The following is a 21,515-nucleotide window of genomic DNA, read 5'->3' as shown; positions in this document are numbered from 1 at the left end:
CGCCTGTTGTCGAACGACAGTGAGCTTTTTCCAACCTCACGCTGATGCGTGGTGAAGGACGAGGACGGCCTTCACTACGTTGGTGATTCGGTTGGTGCTGCAGCGGAGCTTCCGCAGGAGGCGCCAGCCCTTGAGGGTGGCGATGGCCCGCTCGCCGAGGCAGCGGATCTTGGCGTGGGTGGTGTTGTGGCGGCGCTTCCATCGCTTGAGGCGGCTGCCTCGAAACGGTACGCGGACGGGTCCGCCGGCGCCTTGATATGCCTTGTCCGCCCAGCATTTGAGTCCAGCATCGGCGAGGGCTTCGATGATGCCGTGCTGTCGCGCGGCGGTGAGGTCATGAGTCGAGCCGGGCAGAGCCAGCGAGGCCCAGAGCAGCCGTCCGAAGGGATCGGTGAGGACCTGGACGTTCATGCCGTGGCGTTTGTGTTTCCCGGAGTAGTACGGGGTGTCGGCGGCGATGCGGTCGATCGACAGCAGGGTGCCGTCGAGGATCACGAACGCCTTCGTCCGGATCGTTTTCATGGCCTCGGCCAGGGACGGGGCGAGGGCGGCCAGGGCCTCGACGGCTTCACGTATGTAGCGGTAGACGGTCGCGGTCGCGATCCCGATGCCGAACCCGGCAGCGAGCTGGGCGTAGGTGTCACCGCACCGCAGGTGGGCCAGGGCGAGCAGTGCCTGACGTGCGGCGGGAAGGCGCCGCCACCGCGTTCCGATCTCCTGCCGCCGGGCTGCCAGTTGTCCGGTCAGGAACCGCAGGGTGCGGCTGGACAGATCAATCGAGGACGGGTAGACAAGCACGCGAAGCTCCTGGCGGACACGGGTGATCTTGGTCGAGAAACCGTCTACCAGGAGCTTCGTCGTTGCGCAGGACAGTCCAACTCGCGGTCAGGCACCGCAGCTTGAAAAGGGCTCACGGGTCAGAATCCGGGTGATATGGATCCAGGCATCATTTCCCGTTCAATGCAGTCAATCACTTCATCCATAGCGGGACGATCGTATGGCTCCTCTTCGAAGCACCTGTCTAGCAGGTCACTGAATTCCTGAGAAAAGAGGTTTGAGTCATATTCTGGCCGGTGGCGAACATTGCTTGAGAGGTATTGCGCTACCTTGCCTGTAGTGTTTTCCACAGTGCGGCGTTCGTCTTGCCAGGTGCCGGATGCCGCAACGACGGCGGTAACCGCAAATGAGTACACGTCGTTTGCGGTTATCACCCTTCCGTCGAAACGCTCGGGAGCCATGTAGCCCAGTGTGCCCTCTGGCTCCTGAGCTCCTGTCGGCTGAGTGAGGCCGAAGTCTCCCAGGACCCATCGGTGCTCGTAGTGGAGGATGTTGGCTGGCTTGACATCGCCGTGGACAAGGCGCTGGCGGTGCAGGTAACGCAGCGCCTGGGCGAGGTCGAGTAGCAGGAAGCCAAACCCCTCGTCGGCGAGCGGCTGCTCGTTGATCCAGTCCCTGAGCGATCCATCGGCCAGTCCCGTGACGATATAGCTCCACCCCTTCAGCGACCCTGATTGTTCGGTCCCTGCCGTGCTATAGGGAATCACGTGAGGGCTGTCAAAGGAGGCCATTGCGGCTGCTTCACGGGTGAAATACCGGTACCGTTTAGTGGTATCGGGTGGCTGCAGTTTCACCGCGACACGGCGCAGCGTGCGCCCAAAGGCCCGCTCTTCCGCTTCCCAGACAGCGTTCAGGGCCCCTCGCCCGATCTCGCGCAGAAGAACATATCCGGAACCCACCATGAGGCCGGTCAGGTCGGTTGTAGGGAGGTCTCCCCGGCTCAGAACTGCCCGACTGTCGGCTGCATCGGCAGGTACGAAGGTTCGCGAGTCGGCGAGGCCGGATGGGAAGCGCCGATGGTCGTGTCTGGGCGACGGCTCGGGCCACAGATCGTTGAGCAGGTCGCGGAGAAATCGAGCCGCGTTGCCACACGCCTTGGGCTGCACCCGCTGGTCCTGGTCGGGCGACTTGTCAGCAAGGAGATCGGAGATTCCTCGGATCACCATGGCGGGGATTCTGCTCCACTGCTGAGCGCCGGTCAGGAATCCCAGACCCTCCATCTCCACGGCGACGGCGTCGTTGAACGACTCACGAAGATGATCCCGGAATTCCGCACGCTGTCCCACCTGGATCTTTTCGCCCGCCGCGATGGGCTCAACATGCACCCACGGCGACTCCAGCCCGTCTCCGGAGGCTTCTCGCGACGGATGCCACGTCTCAGACGCAGCAATCCTGCGGGCGAAGGCCACAGTCTGTGGATCCGCCGAAGCAATCTCTGGCCGGGCAAGCAGTCGCTCATCCGTATGTTTGCCTCGCTCGTACCCATAAGCCTTCGTCGCGAAGACGACATCCCCCAGCCGTACGTCCTCCTTCAGTCCTCCTGCCGTGCCGAGGAAGGCGATCAAGTCCGGCTGCAGGTCCTGAATGGCTTGGCTAGCCTGCAGCGCGGCGTTCACATTGCCTTGCCCGATGCACGTCACCCACATGTGCCACGTGCCAGAGGGGACGTCGAGGTGGCCAACCGTGTAAGGCGCCCCGGACGTCGAGGTGAGCGAACTCTGTCGGTCAAGCAGTTCAAGCACCGCCGCATACTCGACAATCGCGGCCGTCAGCACCACAACGCGACGTACAGAAGACATACAGCGACCCTACTGTCAGGCGAGTCCGCCCAACTCGCTTACCACCCAAGGCGCAGCCTCTACGGCCTAGTACTCCAACGGTCCTTCTTGGCTTGACCTGGGGAAACGTGGAGCGGTGGGAGTATGGCGTGCAAGGTGCTGTCACGGACGGCTTCTGCACACACGCCCCTCAAAGAAATGCCGAGGAGTGCTCGGCATGGTCGCCCTGGTCATCGGTGGCGGGCTGACCAGCCCCAAGGGCTCCAGCGAGAAGGAAGTCGACGACCTCATCGACCGGTCGAGCATCGCGAGCATCGTCGCCAAGATCACGACCCTCCCCTGGGGCCTGCGGATGTCCAAGGTCGTCTGCTGACAGGGGTGACCAGGCCGTCCTGACGTGCAGTTATGAAAGCGAAGGCCCCACCCGGAGGGAGGGTCCTTTTTTGCACGCAATCCGAGATCGGTTCCCGAAGAGGCTTTCAGGACCGGCGAGTTGGTAGCGTCGCAGAAGCTGAGGAGCCGGTGACTTCAGCGGATCAGCGGGGGCGCCTGAGCCGACTGTTTCGACGCGGACGGACCCGGGCGCACCCCACCAACACAAACGCAGTCTTGCACTTACCCCTACCCGATTGCACGTGAACGAGCGGTCGGATTCCCGGCAGGGGAAAGCGCAAGCACGGAGCGCAATGCTTGATCAACTTTCCGGAGCCGTTCCGCACGGCCCCGAGTTGTACTGGGATCTGACCATCGCACTGGTCTTCGCCCTGGTCGCACCGGCGCTGCTTCACCTGCTCAAGGAGGTGCGGCGCATCCCGCGCCTGGTGATCCCCCGGGTCAAGGCTCTCGACCTGACGAACCCCTTCGTGCTGTTCATCCTCCAGACCCTCGCTGTCCTGGTCGCCCTGGAGATCTTTCACGTAGTGGGTACGCGATGACTACGACGCCGGACAACCTGACCCGGGCCCCGCAGGGCCGTAAGCGTCTCCCGATCGACGAAGAGCGTCCGCCGTACGCTCGTCGACTCGGCGAGGCGCTCCAGCGGAACTGCCCACCCCGCTCCGTGCTGACGCTCAACGAGCTCGCACGGCCGGTCCCGACGAGCATCTCGACGGTGTCCAGGGCGATGCGGGCCGAGAGCGTGCCTATCTGGGAGACCCTCGAAGGCATCGCCGGTGAGCTGTACAAGCACCGCGACCGGGTCGCCCCGCCGCAGGACTTCCCGCTGCGCGAGGACTGGTACGCCCTCTGGCGCGCGGCATGGGAGGAGCAGGGCGGTAAGCCGTACGACATGACGAAGATCGGGCACAAGGGTCTCCCGACGCTGACGCTGACGGCGCACTTCCGGAGTGGACTGCTCCTGCCCGGCGTGGTCAAGTCCGTGGTGCGGGTGGCCGTGGTGCTGCTGTTCGCCCTGGTCTTGCTCGTCGCCTTGGGCTTCTGCGGCTACTACTTCATCCGCGACCTCGTGGACATCGTCGGGTTCCAAACTGCCATCACGGCGATGGTGGCGTGGCCTTTGGCCATTGACGCGGCCGTCAGGATGCTCGGGTTGCGCGACCCGTTCCGCCTCGTGCGGCTGGTGGAACTGCTTGGCGAGCGAGGACTGCCCCTGCCGGCCCGGGTCGAGCGTTGGGTCTCTGCCAAGAGGGACAAGATCCCGCGCGAGTGACCTAGCGGATCGAGTCCGGACGTGCCTGTGGCCGCCGTGAGGCGGCCACAGGCACGTCCACGACACAACGGCCCTACTTCAAGGCTGGCAGTAGCCGTCAAGCAGCTAATGCAAGACTGGCATGAGGGGGTATACGGTTCATGACTATGGATCAGAAACACCTGACGCCAGCAATGGTGAGGATCATTCAGGCGTACCTCGAAGACCCGACGACTCCGATGTTCGCGACCGAACTGATGGCGCGCGCGAACGTGGGCAGCGGCTCCTTGTATCCCGCCCTGGCCCGCATGGAAGCCGCAGGATGGATCGTCCAGGAGAAGGAAGGCATCGACCCCAGCGAGGAAGGACGGCCCGCGCGCCGGTACTTCGCCATGACCGGCAAGGGCGCGGCCGAGGCCCACGTCGCCCTCGTCGAACTCAGCGACAGCGTCCGCCCACCGGCGAACTCACCGGGTTGGAAACCCGGATGGCGCCCGACCTGGCGGATCGGCGCTGTCCTCCAGTGCCTCACCACCGGGCTCCGCGCCAACAGTCCTGCCGTGAAGGGGATCTGAGCACCGTGAACTTCCCTATGGTGGCCAGCGCCGAGGCCGTGCCCGTGCACGGGATCACCGTTCTCGGGCACGACTTCAATGGTTGGGCCGTGGCCATGATCTGCGCGGTCGTCGCCGCGTTCATCTACGAGGCGACGATGACGCTCACGCGCAAGATCACCCGCCGCATTCCGTTCCTTCTCCTGAAGATCGCATGCCGGAGCATCCGCGAGGACCTCCGCGACGACGTCGACGACATGTGGGGAGCCGAATTGACGGACATCCTCAAGAACCAGGGGAGAGGCCTCCTGCCCGGACTCTGCAAAGGCACTTGCTTCGCGCTCGGGCTCGCCGCCTTCGGTGCTCGCCGCTTCATGCAGACGAAGGCCGAGGCCGAGGTCGAGGCCGAGGTCCGCATGAAGGAGGCGGAGCAAGACGAATCAGCCTTCGAGGAGAGGGTGTTGGCCGCAATGACTCCGGAGCGGAGGGAGCGGCTTGCCGGGGTAGTGGTGCGGTGGATTGAGGCGCTAGTCCTGTTCGTGCGCCACCTCAAGCCTGCGGTCATCGCCGTGGGGATGACCGCAGCGCTGGTGCTCGCCGCTGGAGTCGTGATCGTGCGGTCGTATGACGCCGAGCAGCTCTGGCCGATCGGTTCGACTGTGCTCGCGACCATGAGCATGGTCCTCAACACTCGGATGATGGTCGCGGACGGGAAATCCGAAAAGTAGCGACCGTATCGGTTCGGCCGCCGGACTGGGCCGACCGTGTGCTGGTGGTTGCAGTTGGAGCACCCCCGACTTCCGACCGAGAGAACCAGGTGCAGGTCCTGGCCGGCGCTCCACCGAGGCCCCCGCCCCCATCGCGGCTTCGGTGGAGCGCGGACCGTTCCGCGGTCCAACACGACTGGTTCGACGGCCACTTGCCCACCGATCTAGACCCTCTTCACGCAGCCCCCTGCTACCGTGGGAGTACGTCACGTGTGATGCGGCGTACCGCCTCCTCTTTAGCGCTGCGGCCCTGGAGAAGATGCTGACGGTCCTCGGAACCGTCGCGGTGCGAACACTCGCAGGTGTCGCCGAAGCGCCGGGCACCGAGTGTCCCCGGAGCGGACAGCGAGTGCGTGGGCCCCGATGGCTCCGCTGCACGCGGACTTCCGGGATGCCCATGAGAGGTCTCTTCCGTGACCATCAATTCCATTAATCTCGCCGGGAATTCGGCTGACGACCCGAGCGATGACCTCGAAGCCGAGCCGGCCGAGGCCCCGTTGCAGTTGATCCCCGTGGTAAGCACCACCACGGCGGACGGCAGGCCGACGCTGCGCCTTCTGGACCCGCGCTCGGCCGCCAAGACCGCGATCGAGCTCGGCGACCTCAAAGGCGTGGATCTGGATCCGGACACGCTCCGGCGACTGCTCATGTCCTGTGTGGAGCCCGACGGGTTCCGTGTCACCCGCCACCGGGTCGGCACCGGTTGGCTCTCGATCATTGAGACTCGCCAGTTCGTGACTCTGTTCACGTTGACCCCGAGCAACGACCGGCTTGGGGACCAGCTGATCTATGCCGCCGATCCGTCGTTCGACGTCAAGACCGTGAAAACGGACGGCCGCCGGATCGGCCACATCGCGGTCCCGATGCCGGAGTCGGACGGTACGTACGCGAAGCTGGTCTACACCGCCACCAGGGACACTCTGATGGAGGCCACCGACCGCAACTGCCAGGCCGTGCGCAAGAACAACCCGCAGCACGACATCGGCCCCGACATCATCCACCGCTCGCTGACCACGGTCTTCACGACCCTCCACTACACCGGTGGGAGCAACGAGCTGGAGCAGGTCAGCGTGGACGGCAACAGCAGGCTGGCCAGCGCCTACGCGCAGATCAAGATCGACCCACGCTGGCTGCCCCAGCGGCTGCGCAAGCAGTACGAGGACGAGCGCCCGATGCTGTCGCCCTCCATCTTGATGGACTGCGACCTCACCGAGCGGCGCGACTTGACCCGCAAGATCATCAAGGCGAACGAGGACCGGCTCGCCCTCCCGGTGGGCAAATCTCTCAAGGACCTTAGGGAGCGCAACGCAGCCGTCTGCACACTCAACGCCCTTACCGCGCCGGTCCAGGTGATCGTCGGCTACGAGGACGATGACGCTCAGACCCATGGCATGACCCGGTTCGCCTCGGCCGTGCGCTCGCTGCTGGTGCGGATGAACGTCGGGGTCAAGACCTTCGACACTGGCGCCCAGAACGCGGTCATGGCGGAAGAGGTCGTGCTCGCCGCGCAGCAGAGTGGCCACTTCGATGAAGACGAGGTGGAGCTGCTGATCGGACGGGAAGATGTCTCGGCGGTTATGGAGGCGTACGGACTCGACCCCGCCCTGCGCGACCTGCGGGCCATGATGGTCATCAGCCTCTGCTCGGTGAACTCCACCAAGCTCAACAAGGCCATGCGTGAGAAGTTCGGCAAGCGGAAGGTGATGCTCTCGCACCGTTCCGCCGTCGCCAGCGAGTTGGTCCTGCGTTCCTACGGTGCCGTCATGAGCTCCAACGACCTGGAACGCAGCCGCAGGAGTGCTCGGCATGGTCGCCCTGGTCATCGGTGGCGGGCTGACCAGCCCCAAGGGCTCCAGCGAGAAGGAAGTCGACGACCTCATCGACCGGTCGAGCGTCGCGAGCATCGTCGACAAGCTGACGACCTTCCCCTGGGGCCTGCAGATGCTGGCCGAGAACATCAAGCGGAACCGCGCCGGAGTCCCGCTGCTCGGGATCCAGGTTCCCGACGGGACGACGGACATCGAGACCTTCGACGACGCGACGGCCTCAGTAACCGCGCGGGACGCCCGTTTGCGCCATGCGGTACGCATCGCGGTACAGGGCAGCGCCGAGAAGACCGCGGCCTCCGCGGAGGAGAACGCCTTCAACGAGCTGTGCCGCAAGGTCCTGCTGGCCGACGAAGCGTTCCAGAACTACCGGGTGATCCGCAGCCAGAATCCGTCTCCGGAGCTCCTGCCCTTTCACCAGACCGACGGGCCGATCAAGAAGCTTGAGGTGATGGCCAAGGCCCTGAACCGAATGACCGCGGAGGACCACGAGCAGTGAGCACGTCGCTATGGGCCGGGGTTGTGCCTATGACCAGGAGTCGGTACCTGTACCTCGCCGATCTTGCCGGAGACAACCTCCTGACCAGCCGCCCCATCGCCCAGAACATCAATGCGCCGTACGACGGCGACGAGGAGAAGGCCGTGTACGTCGTGGTCAACCGCGACGGCCTCGCGTGCTACGCCGGCCAGACCCGTCCCACCAAGGCCTGGACGGGGGCGGCGGGGATCCGACTCAACCAGCACATGGTGGAGTCCTCGAAGCGCGAGGAGTGGGACAGCTTCTGGGTGCTACCGCTGAAGTGGTCCACCAAGCCCACCATCGTCAACTGGTACGAAAGCACCGTTGCGGCACGCCTGATGCTGCCGCTCCGCCGCCGGAGCAGCAGGAACTTCTGAGGCGCTCTCGACCTCCTGTAGAGATCTCCAGATGCACGTCCTGGCCGACGCTCCATCAAGGCCCTCACCCCAACCCCGGGGTGGGGGCCTCAGGCGTGAGCAGACCGTGCTGCGGCCCAGCAGGACCCGGCAGACAGGCACATGCCTAACCGCGTCGCTCGCCCCGGAGTCCTGGGCTGAGGGTCGTCCCGACCAACTGCGTTGACTGGCCCCACCCGGACCCCACTCGACGGTGGGACGTTGTGACGTGACGTGGCTGCCGAACATAAGCCGGTCGAGCGTGAGTCGCCTGGATCGACTTGCGGCGACCGGCCAGCATCAGGCCCCTCAGGTAGCATTCCGCCTTGGCCCGCTGGTCCTTGCGCGGCACCGACGCGAATACATCAGCGCCAAATAACGCCAACGTCGCCTGGAACCGGTTCGCTTGATGTGTGTCCGCACCATGCTCCTGAAGAGGCCTGACGTGGAGACCTAACGGAGTCCCATTAGAACAGCAAATCCGAATCACATTTAGCGATATGTCTAACCAGTTCTGGATCAGCAAGAAATTCTTCGGGCAACTTCGTCTTCGACGTGATCACAGCTTCGAGCAGTTGGTTGATTTCCACCCGGACCAGCCCTTGATCCCCACTCAACTCATCCCAAGTTAGCCCATGCGTAAGATGGGCGCCGTCAAGGAATGCGCCATTCAAAGATGCCCCTTCGAGATCGATCGCGGATAGCTGAGCCTCATTGAGGTTCACATTCTTCATCTTAGCGCCACTAAGAGTGCCAGAGATGTACGATTCAGCCATATGTGCCTTAATCAGATTCACCCCCGGCGCATATACTGCATTTAGTCGCGCCTTGTAAAAGTTTGCCTCATACAGTTGGGCCCCAATAAGCTCAGCGCCTGACAGATCACATCTCACGAAGAGTGCACGATTCAAGCGGGCCCCAATTAGATTCGCTCCTCGCAGATATGTCCTCCGCAAGTCAATTTCAGATTCTTCTGAGCGCACCGGCCGCTTACCAATAACCGTCAAAGCCGCCTGAACATCGTCCGCTATCCTTACATGCTCGGCCGGCACAGAGTCGTCTCCATGCATAGCATCCCAATCTCCGACGATTGCAGCTCGCTGTCGAATAAATCCTGCCAACAGTTGCACAATAGTCAAATGATCCTTCGCGGAATCTCTCATGATGCGGTCGAGTGCATAGACTCCCGCCATGCGCGCAGTGATCTTATCGGAATCCAAGAGAGTTACAGCCTTGACATATCGGTCCGTGATCTGACCTTCTCGGGCCAGCGCCGCTGACGCCTCATCCTTATCTCGGTTGATTTTTTGAGCTTCTTGAGCATGATTGAATTGCTCTTGCGCAAGATCGAATTGGTCTCGATCTTTTCTCCGGTTCGTGAAATACGTGGCGGTTGTCAGTAGCAGAGTCCCGATACCAACAATGCCGACTAGCGCTGCGGCGAGAGCGGTACGTAGGCCAGCGACGGTTGTGGCTTTTGGCCCGTCGTCCTTACCCAGATTCCCAGGATCGATCCCGTCAATTAGTTCCGGACCCCGCCAGAACAGAAACAAAAAAGTGATCCCCAGGAAAATTACCGCTAGGGCAACAGTCAATATCAGAAGTTTGGAAAGTTTGTTCTCTGCCTTGTTCCCTGTAGGTGTACTCATAGCACTCCACCAAGTCGTCTCTTTGATACGGGAATCGGACTGTATCGCGACCTCCAGCACGCGCATGCAGGTTTCTGCGCACCTCCCCGAAGGGAACAGATCATGGTTTCTGGTGCTCCCGCCCCCTCCCCCAGCGGTTTCCACGCTCCGGCACCCGGCGGCCCGTCCGCCCCCACCCCCGGCGGCCTCGACCTCAACGACCCTCACATCGGTGGCAGCTCGATGGCTATCCGGACGCACAAATCAACGATCCACCACAAGGTCCGCCGGTCCAGACCACCCCGCGCATCACCCGCCGCGTCACCGAACACGGCTCCGGCCTGGGCATACACCGCTGGGTCGTCGAGGGCGCGGTCGCGCTGCTGCACTGGTTCCGCCACCTGTACGTCGCTGCGCCATCATCTGCTGGCGACGACTCAAGACCTCATTCTGATCCGAGTCCTTGCTCCGCCCCAACTGATAGGTGGCATGAACTGAGTTGTGTCATCGAGGTCTCCTTGCACACGTGCTGGATGACCTTCGATGGTGGCACTCAGGCACGACAAACGCCACGGAATTGCGCATTCTCAATTGACTCTCGGCGCACCGTTTTTCTGCCGCCAGATCGAGAGTCAGGTCCGCCGGCGCTGGTGGCACTGTCAGACAAGGCCGTACATGAAGGGCAACATCTAGAAAAGGCCGAGGGCGGTTCATGATGGACACGCGATGCGGGCATCTCAGCCTCAGGCCTACACGTCGCCAGCGACTTTCGCGAATCGACCTGAGGCAGGGCGTGCTCACTCATCGGACTTGCGCCGCAGAAGGATCTTGAGGGTCTTGCGCGCGTCGCCTCGGCGGTCTCTGTCACCGGACCAGATCGAAGTGAGCACGACCGCGCCCACGACGAGGCTGGCCAAAGTCAGCACGAGGAGCAAGGCGAAGAAGTACGGTCCGCCATACTGGGCGGTCCTGAGCAGGATCAGGCCCACGAGGATCAATCTCCGTCATCGCGAATCTTCCCACGCTGACGGGGCGGGCTATCCGACGCAGTGCACACCAGACAAGGCCCCTAAAAGGCCCGTCTGTCGGCATGAGGCTGCCGACTGGCACTGTGTCGGGTCCTGAGTGATCGTGAACCACTGGCCGGGCAGACCCGGGCAGGACTATAAAGCCGGTGTAGCTTATCACCAGCCAACCCAGACTTACCGGACGTCACGCGCAAGATCGAGACTGGTGACTATGAAGCGGTGGCCCAGGATGTGGCGTTGGCCCAGAGCGCCTCCATCTGGTCCAGGTGGAAGTCGTACCACTGTCCGTCTGCTGGCCGAAGAACCATCTTCATGTTCTCCAGCCGCTGGATCTTGTAGGCGTAGTACTGGAGATAGAGAGTTGCCCGAGAAGTCCCCGGTGCGATGTGCGTCCATCCGAAGCTCAGTTCCTCCGTGGTCACCCGCACCTCCAGGCGCCCGCCTACCGCGGTGTGAAGCCGTTCGAGGTGTGTGAGAGTCCCGCGGGTCTGCGCAGTGCGACGGGCGTGATCCGCCTGGATACCGAGCCGGTTCTCGGCCAGTTGCTCGGCGGGTGAGTCCGGCTGGATCACAAGGATGCGGACGAGACTGCCGGAGCGCAGCCGGCTCTCCAAGGCGTGGAGGATCGAGGGGACCGCATTGGTGAGGGAGACGCCGGCCAGGTACAGGTCACCGTCACCCTGGAGGTCCTCCTCATGGGAGGGCGGAAACGTCGTCATGAGTGCGGGGCTCGGCGTGGATTGCCTCGCGGTGGCCATCGTGTCGAGCTTGGCCCTGGTGATCAGCGTTTCGGTAGCCAGCAGAGCGAGCACCGCAAGCAGTGCGCCGAGAACCTTGTCCGTCGAGACGATGCCCGCGAGGTTGAGCACCGCGAGGACGACCGAAACGGTGATCGTCAAGTAGGCGTCGAGGTTCTCCTCTCGGCGAATCTGGTGTCCCGCGCGCCCGATCCACGACATGCGGATCAAGGTAGCCGAGAGCGTGCCTTGAGGTGGTCAAGTCACTTGACTGCGGCGGCAGTAGACATCGGCCCACGACTTCCACACGAGCGACCCACACCACCGCGACAACTATCGTGCTTCAGCTCAACTGTGCTGCCGCAGGGGGGCGTGGGTACTCCCGGATGATGGCAGCAGCCACGGATGGCCTCTTCTCCGGTGAGCTGTGCACCCTTGTCGCGTGCTCGCCGTACGGCATGGTGTCCGACGACCGGCCTCTGAGCGAGGCGCCGGTGGGTGATGATGTCGCTGTGAGTCTGGACTTGAGTAACTACGAACTGCTCTGGCCCGCCCTGCTGTTCGCAGCTGAGGGCGAGCGCATCCTCCGTGTCACCGGCCGCGCCTGGGAGGAGCAGGCGCAGTGGCTGCTGACGGAAGCCTTCGCTGGCACTACAGCTGCCTCAGACTTCGAGGAGAGACTCGACCACAACCACGACCCCTTCGCATCAACCGCAGGCTCGGGCAGGAACCACACGGGGCAGCGAGTCGACTGGTTCACTGAACTCGTCAACCGAGCCTCCGAGCTTCGGCACGCGGCCACACCCAGGCCGTACTGGCCACAGCGCCACGGCAGCAGCTTCTCCTCTAGTGGCCATACGGCGCGTGACGCCCGGCAGGACTTCGCCCGGCTCATCGGCGACTTCGCCAGCAACGGCTACCTGGTCGAGGTGTTCGACGAATACTGCGTCGACGACCACGACAACCTTCCCGATGCCTCGGAAGTGATTGAGCGCAGGCTGGGCATACCCGGCCTGTGGCCCCTGGCCCCGGAGACGTGGGATGAGGAAACCTTCTACGGCCTCATCGAGGTGTTCCACGACCTGGTCAGCCGCCCTCGCAAACGATGGTTCCACCCCTACGGCAACTGCGGCTGGCACCACATGGAGTTTCATAACGGTCCTGCCCGCATCTTCTACCGGTGGAAGGTCAACAGACTGCTGCGGGAGGCCGGCATCGACTATGAGGTGGCTGCGGAAGGCGAAGACCTTGGACGTCTTGTTACCGTCACCGACGACGCTCGCAGTAATCTGATGCACCGGGCTCTCGGTGATAGCCCGTCCGACATCAGTTCCGGCGTTCGCCATGCCATCGCGCTGTTCCGGGGTCGCGAGGCATCAGCCGACAGTAAGAGGTCGGCGATCTTCAACCTCGCCCGCGTCCTGGAGGAGCGCCGGGCCCTGATCAAAGAACACCTCAAGAAGGACGAAGGCGCCCTGTTCGAGATCGCCAATCGGTTCGACCTGCGTCACCGCCGGGCCGATCAGCAAGGCGACTACGACGAAGCGTTCCTCGACTGGATCTTCTGGTGGTACCTCGCAACGGTCGAGCTGACCAACCAACTGATCGCCTCCCGCAGTGCCAGTACCACTAGCTGATCAAGCGGTAAAGGTTCGGACCTGCTGGCTGAAAGTTGGCAATAGCTGATCATCTTGGCGTAGCGGCATATATTGGAAATAAATGTGCCCCGCGCTGGTTTTCACGGGGTCTGCAAGAACCCCCAAGATGGTTCACACCTGGACGCCTTCGAGGTGGCAGAATGTTTGTATGCATATCGAGGGCGTGGATGAGCAAGACAATACAGTGATTGAAGCTGCTCTTGGCCGGCTGGTGTATCGAGCCGCGATGCTGGAAGCGACGATCGAGGTTACCGGCTATGGACTGGCAGGGGAAGAGTCTGAAGCCGTTGCACTCAAGGGGTTGACCGTCGGCAGGCTTGCAGATAAATGCCGGATATATGCGAGGGATGCACCGTATCTAAACGCTCCCATGCGTAAGGCGTTAACTGCGATCTTGGACGACGTCAAAGCGGCGATGGACCTGCGTAACAGCTATGTCCACGCCGCGTGGTCTGCACAGCAGGATGGTTCCCTAGTTGCCTTGAATAGCAAACCTGCCGGTTATCGCATGTCGGCCTTGACGGTAAGCAGTCTTAACGAGGTTATTGTGCAATTGGATTCGATCGCAGACCGCATGCACTTGTGGACGCTGCGGGCGATGGAACTGAAACAGCCAGGCGTGATTTCGCGCTTGCCAGGGATGGAGGACACGGCACCGCCGTATCCGGAGTGAGGCCATCTTTGGGCCGCGAGACGGTCTCATTACCAGTCTTCATCACACGGCCGGCCAACTGGGATTCCGAAACGATCAGGTTGTTCTCACCGCCGACTTAGTGGGTATACCAGCACGGGAACGAAGGTCTTAGGTGGTGGACCACGGTGAACGCTGTGGCAGACCTCATCGAAGCAGAAATTGCCTCGGGCAACTCCGTTTCGCGACTCATAGAGGACGGCGCTCCCGGCTTTGGCGACATCGCTGAGAACAAGCGATCGCGGTGATGTCGATCAGCTAAGCCAAGCACGTTCGCACTGCGTCGACCAGCGACGGCTGCCCTTATGGGTGAGTCCTGACACCCCGGTTGCCGATCGGCGGCAACAGCACCGGCGTTGGTGGAGACGCCACTGCCTAGCGACCCGCGCGGGCACCAAAGCCGCGATGCTACCGACCGCCCCAGTCACCACGCCGTTTCTCCGAGTGCCGCGAGGAACTACTGAGGTCCTTGGTGACCCGCGCCACGACGAAGCCACCAGGGCATGCCGGAGACCGAGGAGACTCCGAACGTGTTCGTGAACTCGCGGGAAGGCGGTCCTATGGAACAAGATGCCGCTCAAGAGCTTTGGTGACCGCGTTGAGAAGCTGGGATTCATGAAACAGCGAAGGGTCATGCAGCAGAACAGCAACTGGGGGGTCTCCCACCCTGGTGTCGCACCGGGAACAGTATGCAGAAAGATCTCTCGAATCTATAGATACGCGCAGTTCGGGATCACGGAGCACTCTTCGCAGAGCCTCCTGAAGAGCATGGGGCTCAAGGCGCACAGGCATGGCGATCAGGCGGGCGATGTCAGCGAGCGCGGCCTGGTTACCGAGCAAAGCTGCTGTGAAGGCAATCGGTACGGCGAGCAGCACGGCGGCGACAGTCACCAGGTTCATGGGGCCACGGGCGGGGCTTACAGCGATTCCGGACCATTCGTGCTCGACAACGGCTTTGAGTTCCTGGAGAACGAAGATCCCCAAGAGCATTGCGGCGAAGAAGAGTGCCAGCCGGCGCTTCAACAACTCACGGCGGGTCGCAAGGACAGCCCTGCGGGCGATCACGCCCATGGCGCAGCTTGCCAGAACGGCCCAGGCACTTACGTATGCGTCTCTGACCAAGAGGTAGAGGCTCCCATCGTGATTCCAGTGAAAGGGGCTATCACCGCACCAAGTGCCGCATTCCGGGAGTGGAGTCATCAGTGGAAGCAGGAGAACAGGACCGAGGGCTGTCAGGCTCCAAGCCGCTTTGACGAGTGTGTTCGGTAGCCACGCTTTAGAAAGGTCCGGTGCGGCGATGCCCAGCAGGAGCCGTGCGGTGAGGCCGAATTGAGTCCATTCGGTGATCATGCCGATGGTGACGGCCACGGAGCTACCGGGCATGTGAGTGTCGAGCCGCAGGCCGAACGCAGGATTCGAGAGTAGGACGAACTCGGCCATAACAATCATCAAGACTCCGGCCGGCTCCTCGGGCTGGGCCCGCCATGCGGTGAGCCCGACGGCCGCGAAGGAGACGCCCGCCGCCTGGTTCACCGACATCATGAACATGCTGGCCATTCCCCAGCGCAGCCACAGGACCACACCGAACGCTGCCAGTGACAAGGTCACCAGGACAACAAGCGTGATCGCGACTGCGCTGGGGCACCGACGTCCGGCGAATGATGAGCTGTGGCTGCGCCGGGTGAGGGAGTTCCGCCGACAGCCTGAGTGCCTGGCCGGGCGTTGTAGGCGCGTGGGTCCATGGCAGGCCGTACACGCTTGTATGTCCCTGAGCACGTCGACCAGGTCAATCAGGGCAGCCAGCGCCTCGCGAGGGAAGAACAACGCTCGGGAGTGGTCCCCGGTCAGGATGGGGGCGTGGTTGTCCCCCCGGATGGCAACAGCCTGCTTGCCGCTCGCCCCCACCGCCTTGTCGGGTTCCGTGGCAGGGGGTTCCGGTTGTGCCCTCACGGATGGGTGCCGCCGGACTGGTCGCCGGTGGACAGCGAACCGAAGTTGGTACCGCCGATGGCGATCGCTTGGTTCCCGGATGCAGACACCGTGTCTGGGGCCGGTGGTGGCGGGGCAAGGCACGCTCCGGCAGCTGGCTGAGCGGGTGCGGGCGCGGTAGGTGCCGTGGTGTTGCCGGTGGAGACAGCAGCCCGGTTGTCGCCGCCGATGACCACGGCACGCTCGGCCGTGGCCTGGACCGAGCGGCTGGAGGGCCCAGCCGCCGTGGTCCGCGTGGCAAAGCCGTGGCTCCACAAGACAGCCAGCGAGCCCAGCACCGCCCCCAGTGCGGAGGCCAGGGACCATCGGATCGCGGGATCTCCCTTCAGTAACGGGGGCAGCAGCACCGCCCCGCACAGCCACGCTGGCACGGCGAAGGCTACGGCCGTCGCTAGCCCCGCCACCGCCCACCTGATGTTCCGTCTCATACCGCCCCCGACCATGCCAACCGTCCGCGTCCACCTATCACGATGGCAGTAACGCTGACGTCAAACTGTCGTTGCAAGAAACCGGACAAAAGAGAGCCCACAGCGCTCAGGACCGCTCACGATTGTGGGCCTGCAGCGGCCGATATTCCGTGCAGGTCAGAGACATATTCTGTCTTTTCGGTGATTACTAAGGGGCCCCTTAGCGTCCAAGTTTAGAACTGAGCTGAGAGGCGAGATTCTAGACCTTAGCGATGACATAGACTTCCGTATGTTGCGGGACGACGTGCTATAGGAAGAAGCAAGGGGAAAGGGTGAGGAGGAACAGCCCTCTGCGCGCTGGCATATTGATGCGGGTGGTTGGGTAAGGGCTTACGGGGTGATGATTCGATCCCATATCGTTGGCGAGGGGTTGCCAGGGTCATCGTGGCGGCGGTAATGGCCGATCTGATCGTAAGGCGTTGGCCCTCTAGCATCAGCCGGGTAAGTTGGAGAAGAAGTCAAGAGCGGGTGAACGGTTCATGCGGAGGTAGAGGGACTCGCAGAATTGTAAGCCGATTCAATTTCCTTCCGGTAGCCTGAAAGACATCCTGGCTCGGTACAGTCGATATTGGAACTCCCGCACTGGTGGCAAATATCAGTGCATTGTGGAGAAGATCGGGCTCATCGAACTCATCGATATCTATCTGTATCCCGGTTCCGGCTTTTTGAGCGGCCAGGACGGCGCCTTCCCATTCGGGAAGTCGCTCGCTCAGGTCTAGCAGGGCGGCGTGATCGAACTCTTTCATGGGAATCTCCGCTTAGTGTATTAACTATTGCGCAACTCCGGATTGAATGCAAGGTTGAGCGTGAAACATGTCTGGGCTACCTGCTGACCAGCAGCAACTAGCCTGGGAATGATTCACGCTGAGCATGCGAAAAAAGCAATCGTCCCTGCCTTGTAAGGCGGGCCAGATAAGGAACTTCCTTTGCCTGCACATCCACACACCGCAGTGCTCGAACCTTGGCCTGCTGGGCGAGGTGGGGTGTGAGTCGCGTTCAAAGTGAGCACGTGCCGAACTGCGGTCGGCGGACGAGGATACCGTCCGAGTAGGTGATGCGGAAGGCGCCCTTATCTCGGACTCAGTGGAACGTAAAACGCCTTGTGAGGAAGGTTCTGATCTTCCAGCTTGATCGCTAGGTAGGCTCGGGTGACGTAGCTCAGAACTTATTCGTCATCTGCATCGTCGTCTCCTTGATCGTAGGGTGGCTCTGTGCTTGATGAGTCTGTATCAATATTCCCTTCCGAATCAGCCTCGACGTAGACGTGATCACCATCGGGATGCTCGGCATCCCACCTCATCTCGAACTCTTCGGGAGTTTCGTCGCCTGTAGTTGACATATTGCACCACCAATACTGGGAATGGAGGGGTTATAGTGGATGTATAAAAATCGGGCCATGTTGTGAGTGGTAACAAACAGTGGAAACGAGAGCTGGAGAAGCATCTTGGCGCGATACCGCCAATGCAGCAACAAATACTTTGTTTGCGCTTTGGGCTTAGGGGAGAGCATGCCCACACGCTAGATGAGGTCACTGAGCTATTGGGGCTTAGCCGTCATGAGCTACGACGGCAGGAGGCGAGGGCCTTGAAGCAACTTCGTCGCGATCGCGCCGCGTAGTGTCCTAGATCTAGTCTCTGACCGGCTTGCTCGTTGAGCAAGTCCGCGCTGGTTCTGGGAGGCGCCTCGGTTCCCGACTGCGGATGCAGCAACGTCCAGGGGAAGGCGTGGAGCGGCTACGTGAGGCGCGTAGTGGGTCTTTGGAGCAAGTCCATAGTGCTTCGAACCCGGCGGGCCGGCTATAACTCGGCCTGTGCTGATCACCTCTCCTCGCATCTTGGGGGAACCTCAGTCCTGCTTATAAAAGTGGGCAGAAGTATTACTGAGCGTTACCGTAGTTGCTACTGGAAGCAGCCAGACGAGGCGGTGGTTTCCGATGGACCCCAAGCATGACGTGACGCCCGAGGCCATAGCGGCGCGCCGAGCCAAGCAGGAGAAGCACTGGTGGGGTCGTCGGAAAGCCACAGCCCGCGCCGAGAGCGATGAGAAGTGGGCCAACCGTGACCGGCCCGTCACGCGAGAGCGGTTCACCATCGAGGTGACGGAGAACCTGACTGGCCTGGGTGGCGCTCTAGGCCGCGGGAGAAGCCGGAATCAGCTTTTGCGATACCGCGTCGTTGTAACCGACACCGCAACCGGGCGCCCGCAATGCGTCTCTCAGAGTTTTACGTACCGGACGGCCTTCGGAGTCGGGGAGCGGTACGTCAGCGAGCTGGTCAACGGTAGAAAGCGGGTGAAGTAGACCGCTATGGCACTCGCCGCCCACCCGCAGGCCAGTGTGCGGCCCCTTAGCCGCGAGTAGTAGGCGGCGTTCGAGCGCTAGTGTAACCCCAGCTATCAAAGATCTCTAGCCGGGTTCCTTTCGCTGTTCGTGTCGGATTCAATCGTTGAATTTGATAATTATCAAAGACGACACAAAGAGGCGGAGGGGCATGGCTATCAGATGCCGAGATGCCGAGATGCCGAGATGCCGAGATGCCGAGATGCCTTAAGGCGAATAGAATGAGCAGCAGGTTGGTCTCCGGGGGGTGGCATTCAGTACGAATTTCAAGGGGGCATCTCATGGCAGGCGCTTTTCGTGTCATGACGCGCGAGCTGTTCTTCTACAACGCCGCCACAGGTTCATGCGGCGCCGGACAGCTCAGCACCGAAGGGAACTTCACGGGTCTCGCCAACGGTGGAGGGCTCTCGACGAACTGGACCCACGTAGTCCCCGTCGACGGCGAGCTGTTCTTCTACAACGCCGCTACCGGTTCTTGCGGCGCCGGAGGGCTCAGCAGTGCCGGGAACTTTACCGGTCTCACCACGGGTGGAGGGCTCTCGAAAGGCTGGACCCACGTGGACGCCGTCGGCCGCGAGCTGTTCTTCTACAACGCCGCCACCGGTTCATGCGCAGCCGGAAGGCTCAGCAGTGCCGGGAACTTCACCGGTCTCACCACCGGCGGAGGACTTTCGACGAACTGGACCCACGTGGTCGCCATGACTGGGTAGCCGTTGCACGACGTACGACCACACACGGCGCCGACCGGCCGCCGGCCTAATGCCCCTGCTATGGCTCTTGTGGGTCGGAGCAGGGGCATCGAGTGGTCAGCGGAAACGCCCGACACAGGCGTGGTCCAGCTGACAGCCGTAAGTCGCGGAAGGAGCCTTGTAGTTCAGGGACCAGATCAAGGATCAAAGGAAATTGATGCCCTCTGCTGTTCGGTTGAGCTATTCCCCATGGCCGCGAAATTGGCCTTGGCATTCGCTTCGTTCACCAATACTCAACCTCGCAGCGACAGCACGATCCGAGAGAGTAAACCCTAGAACGGACGCTGGTCTTCCGGGATTTGCACGGTGATGGTGGCGCGTTTGTCGGCGGGTGTGTTGCCTTGGCGTGCGGCCCAGGGTTCGTCGGAGCGCATCCAGGCGGGTAGGCCCGGTGGCAGGTCGGCTTCGGGGATGGTGCCGAGGTCGGTGGGTGTGAGGCTGTCGCCGTACGGGGTGAGGGGGCGCTCGGTGTCAGGGGTGATGGTGGTGTGTAGGGCGGTCAGGGCCCCGTTCCAGTTGGTGGTGAGCTGTTTCATGACGGTCGCGGCGTCGTGGCCGGAGGCTGCCGCGCTGTCGGGGTAGGTGGGGTGCAGGATGTGCTGGTAGGCGCCGTTGTAGGCGGCGCTGCCGGGTGCCTTGCGCCAGGTGTGGAAGGCGGTGTCGGCCAGGCCGCCGAGCGCGATGACGGCTTCGATCTGGTTGTGGGTGACGAGGGCGTCGAGCCAGGTGTGTCGGTAGCGGGCGATGTCGGGGTCGGTGGCGTGGGCGGTGCCGCCGTGTTGGCCGTACACGCTGTACAGGAACGTGTTGATCAGTACGTAACTGCTGTCGATGCCGAGCTTGTTGAGGAAGCCCTGGAAGCGGCGGCCGGCGGTGCCGACCAGGATGCGGCGGGTGATGGCTTCGTGGGCGGCGGGGTCCTGGCCGATCACGAGCACGCGGGCGGTGCCGTCGAGCCGGCCGCGGTGGAAGATCGGGCCCCATTCGACGCGGAAGTCCTTGGCCGGGTAGATCTCCGGGCCGGGGTAGTCGCCGACCAGGGCGGCGTACGGGGCCTGGGCGTAGCCGGGGTCGAATGGATGCATGCCGGTCTCCTACTCCACGCGAGCGAACGTTGATGACTCACCGTAGTCAAACAGTGACTTTACGGCATTTCGCCTGTTAGGTGGCGTTCACCGGTCAACGAACCTCGACAGAGGTCGGGCGAGGGGACGCCAGATGCCGCGTAGAACCGACGAGCCGACAAAGCGCTTCGCACTGCGGGGCCGCCTGGTCACCCTGAACACCCGCAACAACGTCATCGACGACGGAGTCCTGTACGTCGAAGACAGCCGTATTGCCGCAGTGCTCTCCGCCGACGCTCCCGCCCCACCAGGGTTCGAAGACGTCCTGCCGATCGCCACGGGCGGCACGGTGTACCCGGGGCTGATCGAGCTCCACAACCATCTGCCCTACGACGTCCTGCCGTTGTGGGCGGTGCCGAAGAAGTACGGCAACCGCTCCCAGTGGGGCGGCGGCAGCAACCCGGCCTACCACACGCTGGTGACCGGCCCGATGAGGGTGTTGGGCGAGGATCCCGAGCTGATGCCCGCCGTGGTGCGGTACGTCGAGGCCAAGGCGTTGGTCAACGGCACCACGACCACCCAGGGCATCGCCCTGTTCAGCAACGCAGGGGCCCGCCGGATGTACCGGGGCGTCGTCCGCAACGTGGAGGCCACCGACGATCCCGACCTGCCGGAGGCCGCCTCCCGGATCGCCGACGTCGAGGCCGCGAACGCCGAGAAATTCCTGGCCCGCCTCCAGCAGCCGCACCGACTGCTGCTCCACCTGGCCGAGGGCACAGACCAGGCGGCTCGGGACCACTTCCTGGCCCTGAAACTCAAGGACGACCAGTGGGCGATCAAC

Annotated in this window: 21 protein-coding genes and 1 pseudogene; 12 read left to right on the top strand and 10 right to left on the bottom strand. The window is 62.7% G+C overall.

Annotated elements, in window-relative coordinates; all coding sequences use genetic code 11:
• Positions 1-36: 36 nt before the first annotated feature.
• Positions 37-798, bottom strand: coding sequence for an IS5/IS1182 family transposase (locus tag OO70_RS47105; RefSeq protein ID WP_043686718.1), 762 nt, complete (start codon positions 796-798; stop codon positions 37-39).
• A 119-nt stretch (positions 799-917) separates the two neighbouring features.
• Positions 918-2,636 carry a protein kinase domain-containing protein gene (locus OO70_RS51555; RefSeq protein WP_078651853.1) on the bottom strand — a complete coding sequence of 573 codons (1,719 nt, stop codon included), beginning with the start codon at positions 2,634-2,636 and terminating at the stop codon, positions 918-920.
• A 196-nt stretch (positions 2,637-2,832) separates the two neighbouring features.
• Between OO70_RS51555 and OO70_RS55035 the strand changes: the two genes are divergently transcribed.
• From OO70_RS55035 to OO70_RS47060, 7 genes are all read left to right on the top strand, one after another.
• Positions 2,833-2,988: a hypothetical protein gene (locus tag OO70_RS55035; protein WP_158711632.1), complete on the top strand. Its 156-nt coding sequence runs from the start codon at positions 2,833-2,835 to the stop codon at positions 2,986-2,988.
• Positions 2,989-3,301: 313 nt separating this feature from the next.
• On the top strand, positions 3,302-3,550 hold the full coding sequence (locus OO70_RS47095) for a hypothetical protein (protein ID WP_043686715.1): 249 nt from the start codon (positions 3,302-3,304) through the stop codon (positions 3,548-3,550).
• Positions 3,547-4,284 carry a hypothetical protein gene (locus OO70_RS47090; protein WP_043686712.1) on the top strand — a complete coding sequence of 246 codons (738 nt, stop codon included), beginning with the start codon at positions 3,547-3,549 and terminating at the stop codon, positions 4,282-4,284. The genes OO70_RS47095 and OO70_RS47090 overlap by 4 nt, the downstream gene beginning before the upstream one ends.
• 146 nt (positions 4,285-4,430) lie before the next feature.
• Positions 4,431-4,838, top strand: coding sequence for a PadR family transcriptional regulator (locus OO70_RS51550; protein WP_158711631.1), 408 nt, complete (start codon positions 4,431-4,433; stop codon positions 4,836-4,838).
• A gap of 5 nt (positions 4,839-4,843) precedes the next feature.
• Positions 4,844-5,545, top strand: coding sequence for a hypothetical protein (locus tag OO70_RS47080; RefSeq protein WP_158711630.1), 702 nt, complete (start codon positions 4,844-4,846; stop codon positions 5,543-5,545).
• A gap of 452 nt (positions 5,546-5,997) precedes the next feature.
• A complete protein-coding gene (locus OO70_RS55030) occupies positions 5,998-7,857 on the top strand; it encodes a hypothetical protein (protein ID WP_158711629.1) in 1,860 nt (619 codons plus the stop codon).
• 81 nt (positions 7,858-7,938) lie between these two features.
• Positions 7,939-8,307: a hypothetical protein gene (locus OO70_RS47060; RefSeq protein WP_051742327.1), complete on the top strand. Its 369-nt coding sequence runs from the start codon at positions 7,939-7,941 to the stop codon at positions 8,305-8,307.
• A 145-nt stretch (positions 8,308-8,452) separates the two neighbouring features.
• Here the strand turns inward: OO70_RS47060 and OO70_RS56740 are convergent, their stop codons facing one another.
• From OO70_RS56740 to OO70_RS47050, 5 genes are all read right to left on the bottom strand, one after another.
• Positions 8,453-8,710 carry a transposase gene (locus OO70_RS56740; protein WP_078651851.1) on the bottom strand — a complete coding sequence of 86 codons (258 nt, stop codon included), beginning with the start codon at positions 8,708-8,710 and terminating at the stop codon, positions 8,453-8,455.
• An 82-nt stretch (positions 8,711-8,792) separates the two neighbouring features.
• Positions 8,793-10,040, bottom strand: coding sequence for a pentapeptide repeat-containing protein (locus OO70_RS53305; protein WP_078651850.1), 1,248 nt, complete (start codon positions 10,038-10,040; stop codon positions 8,793-8,795).
• Between the two features lie 137 nt (positions 10,041-10,177).
• On the bottom strand, positions 10,178-10,354 hold the full coding sequence (locus OO70_RS57150) for a hypothetical protein (protein WP_158711627.1): 177 nt from the start codon (positions 10,352-10,354) through the stop codon (positions 10,178-10,180).
• 396 nt (positions 10,355-10,750) lie between these two features.
• A complete protein-coding gene (locus tag OO70_RS47055) occupies positions 10,751-10,942 on the bottom strand; it encodes a hypothetical protein (protein ID WP_043686694.1) in 192 nt (63 codons plus the stop codon).
• A 248-nt stretch (positions 10,943-11,190) separates the two neighbouring features.
• Positions 11,191-11,940 carry a hypothetical protein gene (locus tag OO70_RS47050; protein WP_043686692.1) on the bottom strand — a complete coding sequence of 250 codons (750 nt, stop codon included), beginning with the start codon at positions 11,938-11,940 and terminating at the stop codon, positions 11,191-11,193.
• A 290-nt stretch (positions 11,941-12,230) separates the two neighbouring features.
• On the opposite strand from OO70_RS47050, the gene OO70_RS47045 reads away from it, so the two are divergent.
• Together OO70_RS47045 and OO70_RS55015 are read left to right on the top strand one after the other, a co-directional pair.
• A complete protein-coding gene (locus OO70_RS47045) occupies positions 12,231-13,355 on the top strand; it encodes a hypothetical protein (protein ID WP_324604917.1) in 1,125 nt (374 codons plus the stop codon).
• Positions 13,356-13,524: 169 nt separating this feature from the next.
• On the top strand, positions 13,525-14,049 hold the full coding sequence (locus OO70_RS55015; protein WP_158711626.1) for a hypothetical protein: 525 nt from the start codon (positions 13,525-13,527) through the stop codon (positions 14,047-14,049).
• 576 nt (positions 14,050-14,625) lie between these two features.
• On the opposite strand, the gene OO70_RS47040 is transcribed toward OO70_RS55015, so the two are convergent.
• Entirely contained in the window at positions 14,626-15,675 is a 1,050-nt protein-coding gene (locus tag OO70_RS47040; RefSeq protein ID WP_158711625.1) for a hypothetical protein, read from the bottom strand.
• A gap of 1,306 nt (positions 15,676-16,981) precedes the next feature.
• Positions 16,982-17,269: a hypothetical protein gene (locus tag OO70_RS55010; RefSeq protein WP_158711624.1), complete on the bottom strand. Its 288-nt coding sequence runs from the start codon at positions 17,267-17,269 to the stop codon at positions 16,982-16,984.
• A gap of 655 nt (positions 17,270-17,924) precedes the next feature.
• Between OO70_RS55010 and OO70_RS57145 the strand changes: the two genes are divergently transcribed.
• Together OO70_RS57145 and OO70_RS47035 are read left to right on the top strand one after the other, a co-directional pair.
• Positions 17,925-18,140, top strand: a complete 216-nt coding sequence (locus tag OO70_RS57145) for a sigma factor-like helix-turn-helix DNA-binding protein (RefSeq protein ID WP_158711623.1) — start codon at positions 17,925-17,927, stop codon at positions 18,138-18,140.
• Positions 18,141-19,163: 1,023 nt separating this feature from the next.
• Positions 19,164-19,571 carry a hypothetical protein gene (locus OO70_RS47035; RefSeq protein ID WP_043686687.1) on the top strand — a complete coding sequence of 136 codons (408 nt, stop codon included), beginning with the start codon at positions 19,164-19,166 and terminating at the stop codon, positions 19,569-19,571.
• Between the two features lie 311 nt (positions 19,572-19,882).
• On the opposite strand, the gene OO70_RS47030 is transcribed toward OO70_RS47035, so the two are convergent.
• A complete protein-coding gene (locus OO70_RS47030; RefSeq protein ID WP_043686685.1) occupies positions 19,883-20,695 on the bottom strand; it encodes a uracil-DNA glycosylase family protein in 813 nt (270 codons plus the stop codon).
• A gap of 133 nt (positions 20,696-20,828) precedes the next feature.
• On the opposite strand from OO70_RS47030, the pseudogene OO70_RS47025 reads away from it, so the two are divergent.
• Positions 20,829-21,515 (top strand): annotated as a pseudogene (locus tag OO70_RS47025) (amidohydrolase family protein); the annotation flags it as partial.

The organism is Streptomyces xylophagus (assembly GCF_000716435.1).
Taxonomy (GTDB): Bacteria; Actinomycetota; Actinomycetes; order Streptomycetales; family Streptomycetaceae; genus Streptomyces; species Streptomyces xylophagus.
The sequence above is the reverse complement of the archived record's forward strand: the minus strand, read 5'-3'. Positions and strand labels throughout refer to the sequence as shown.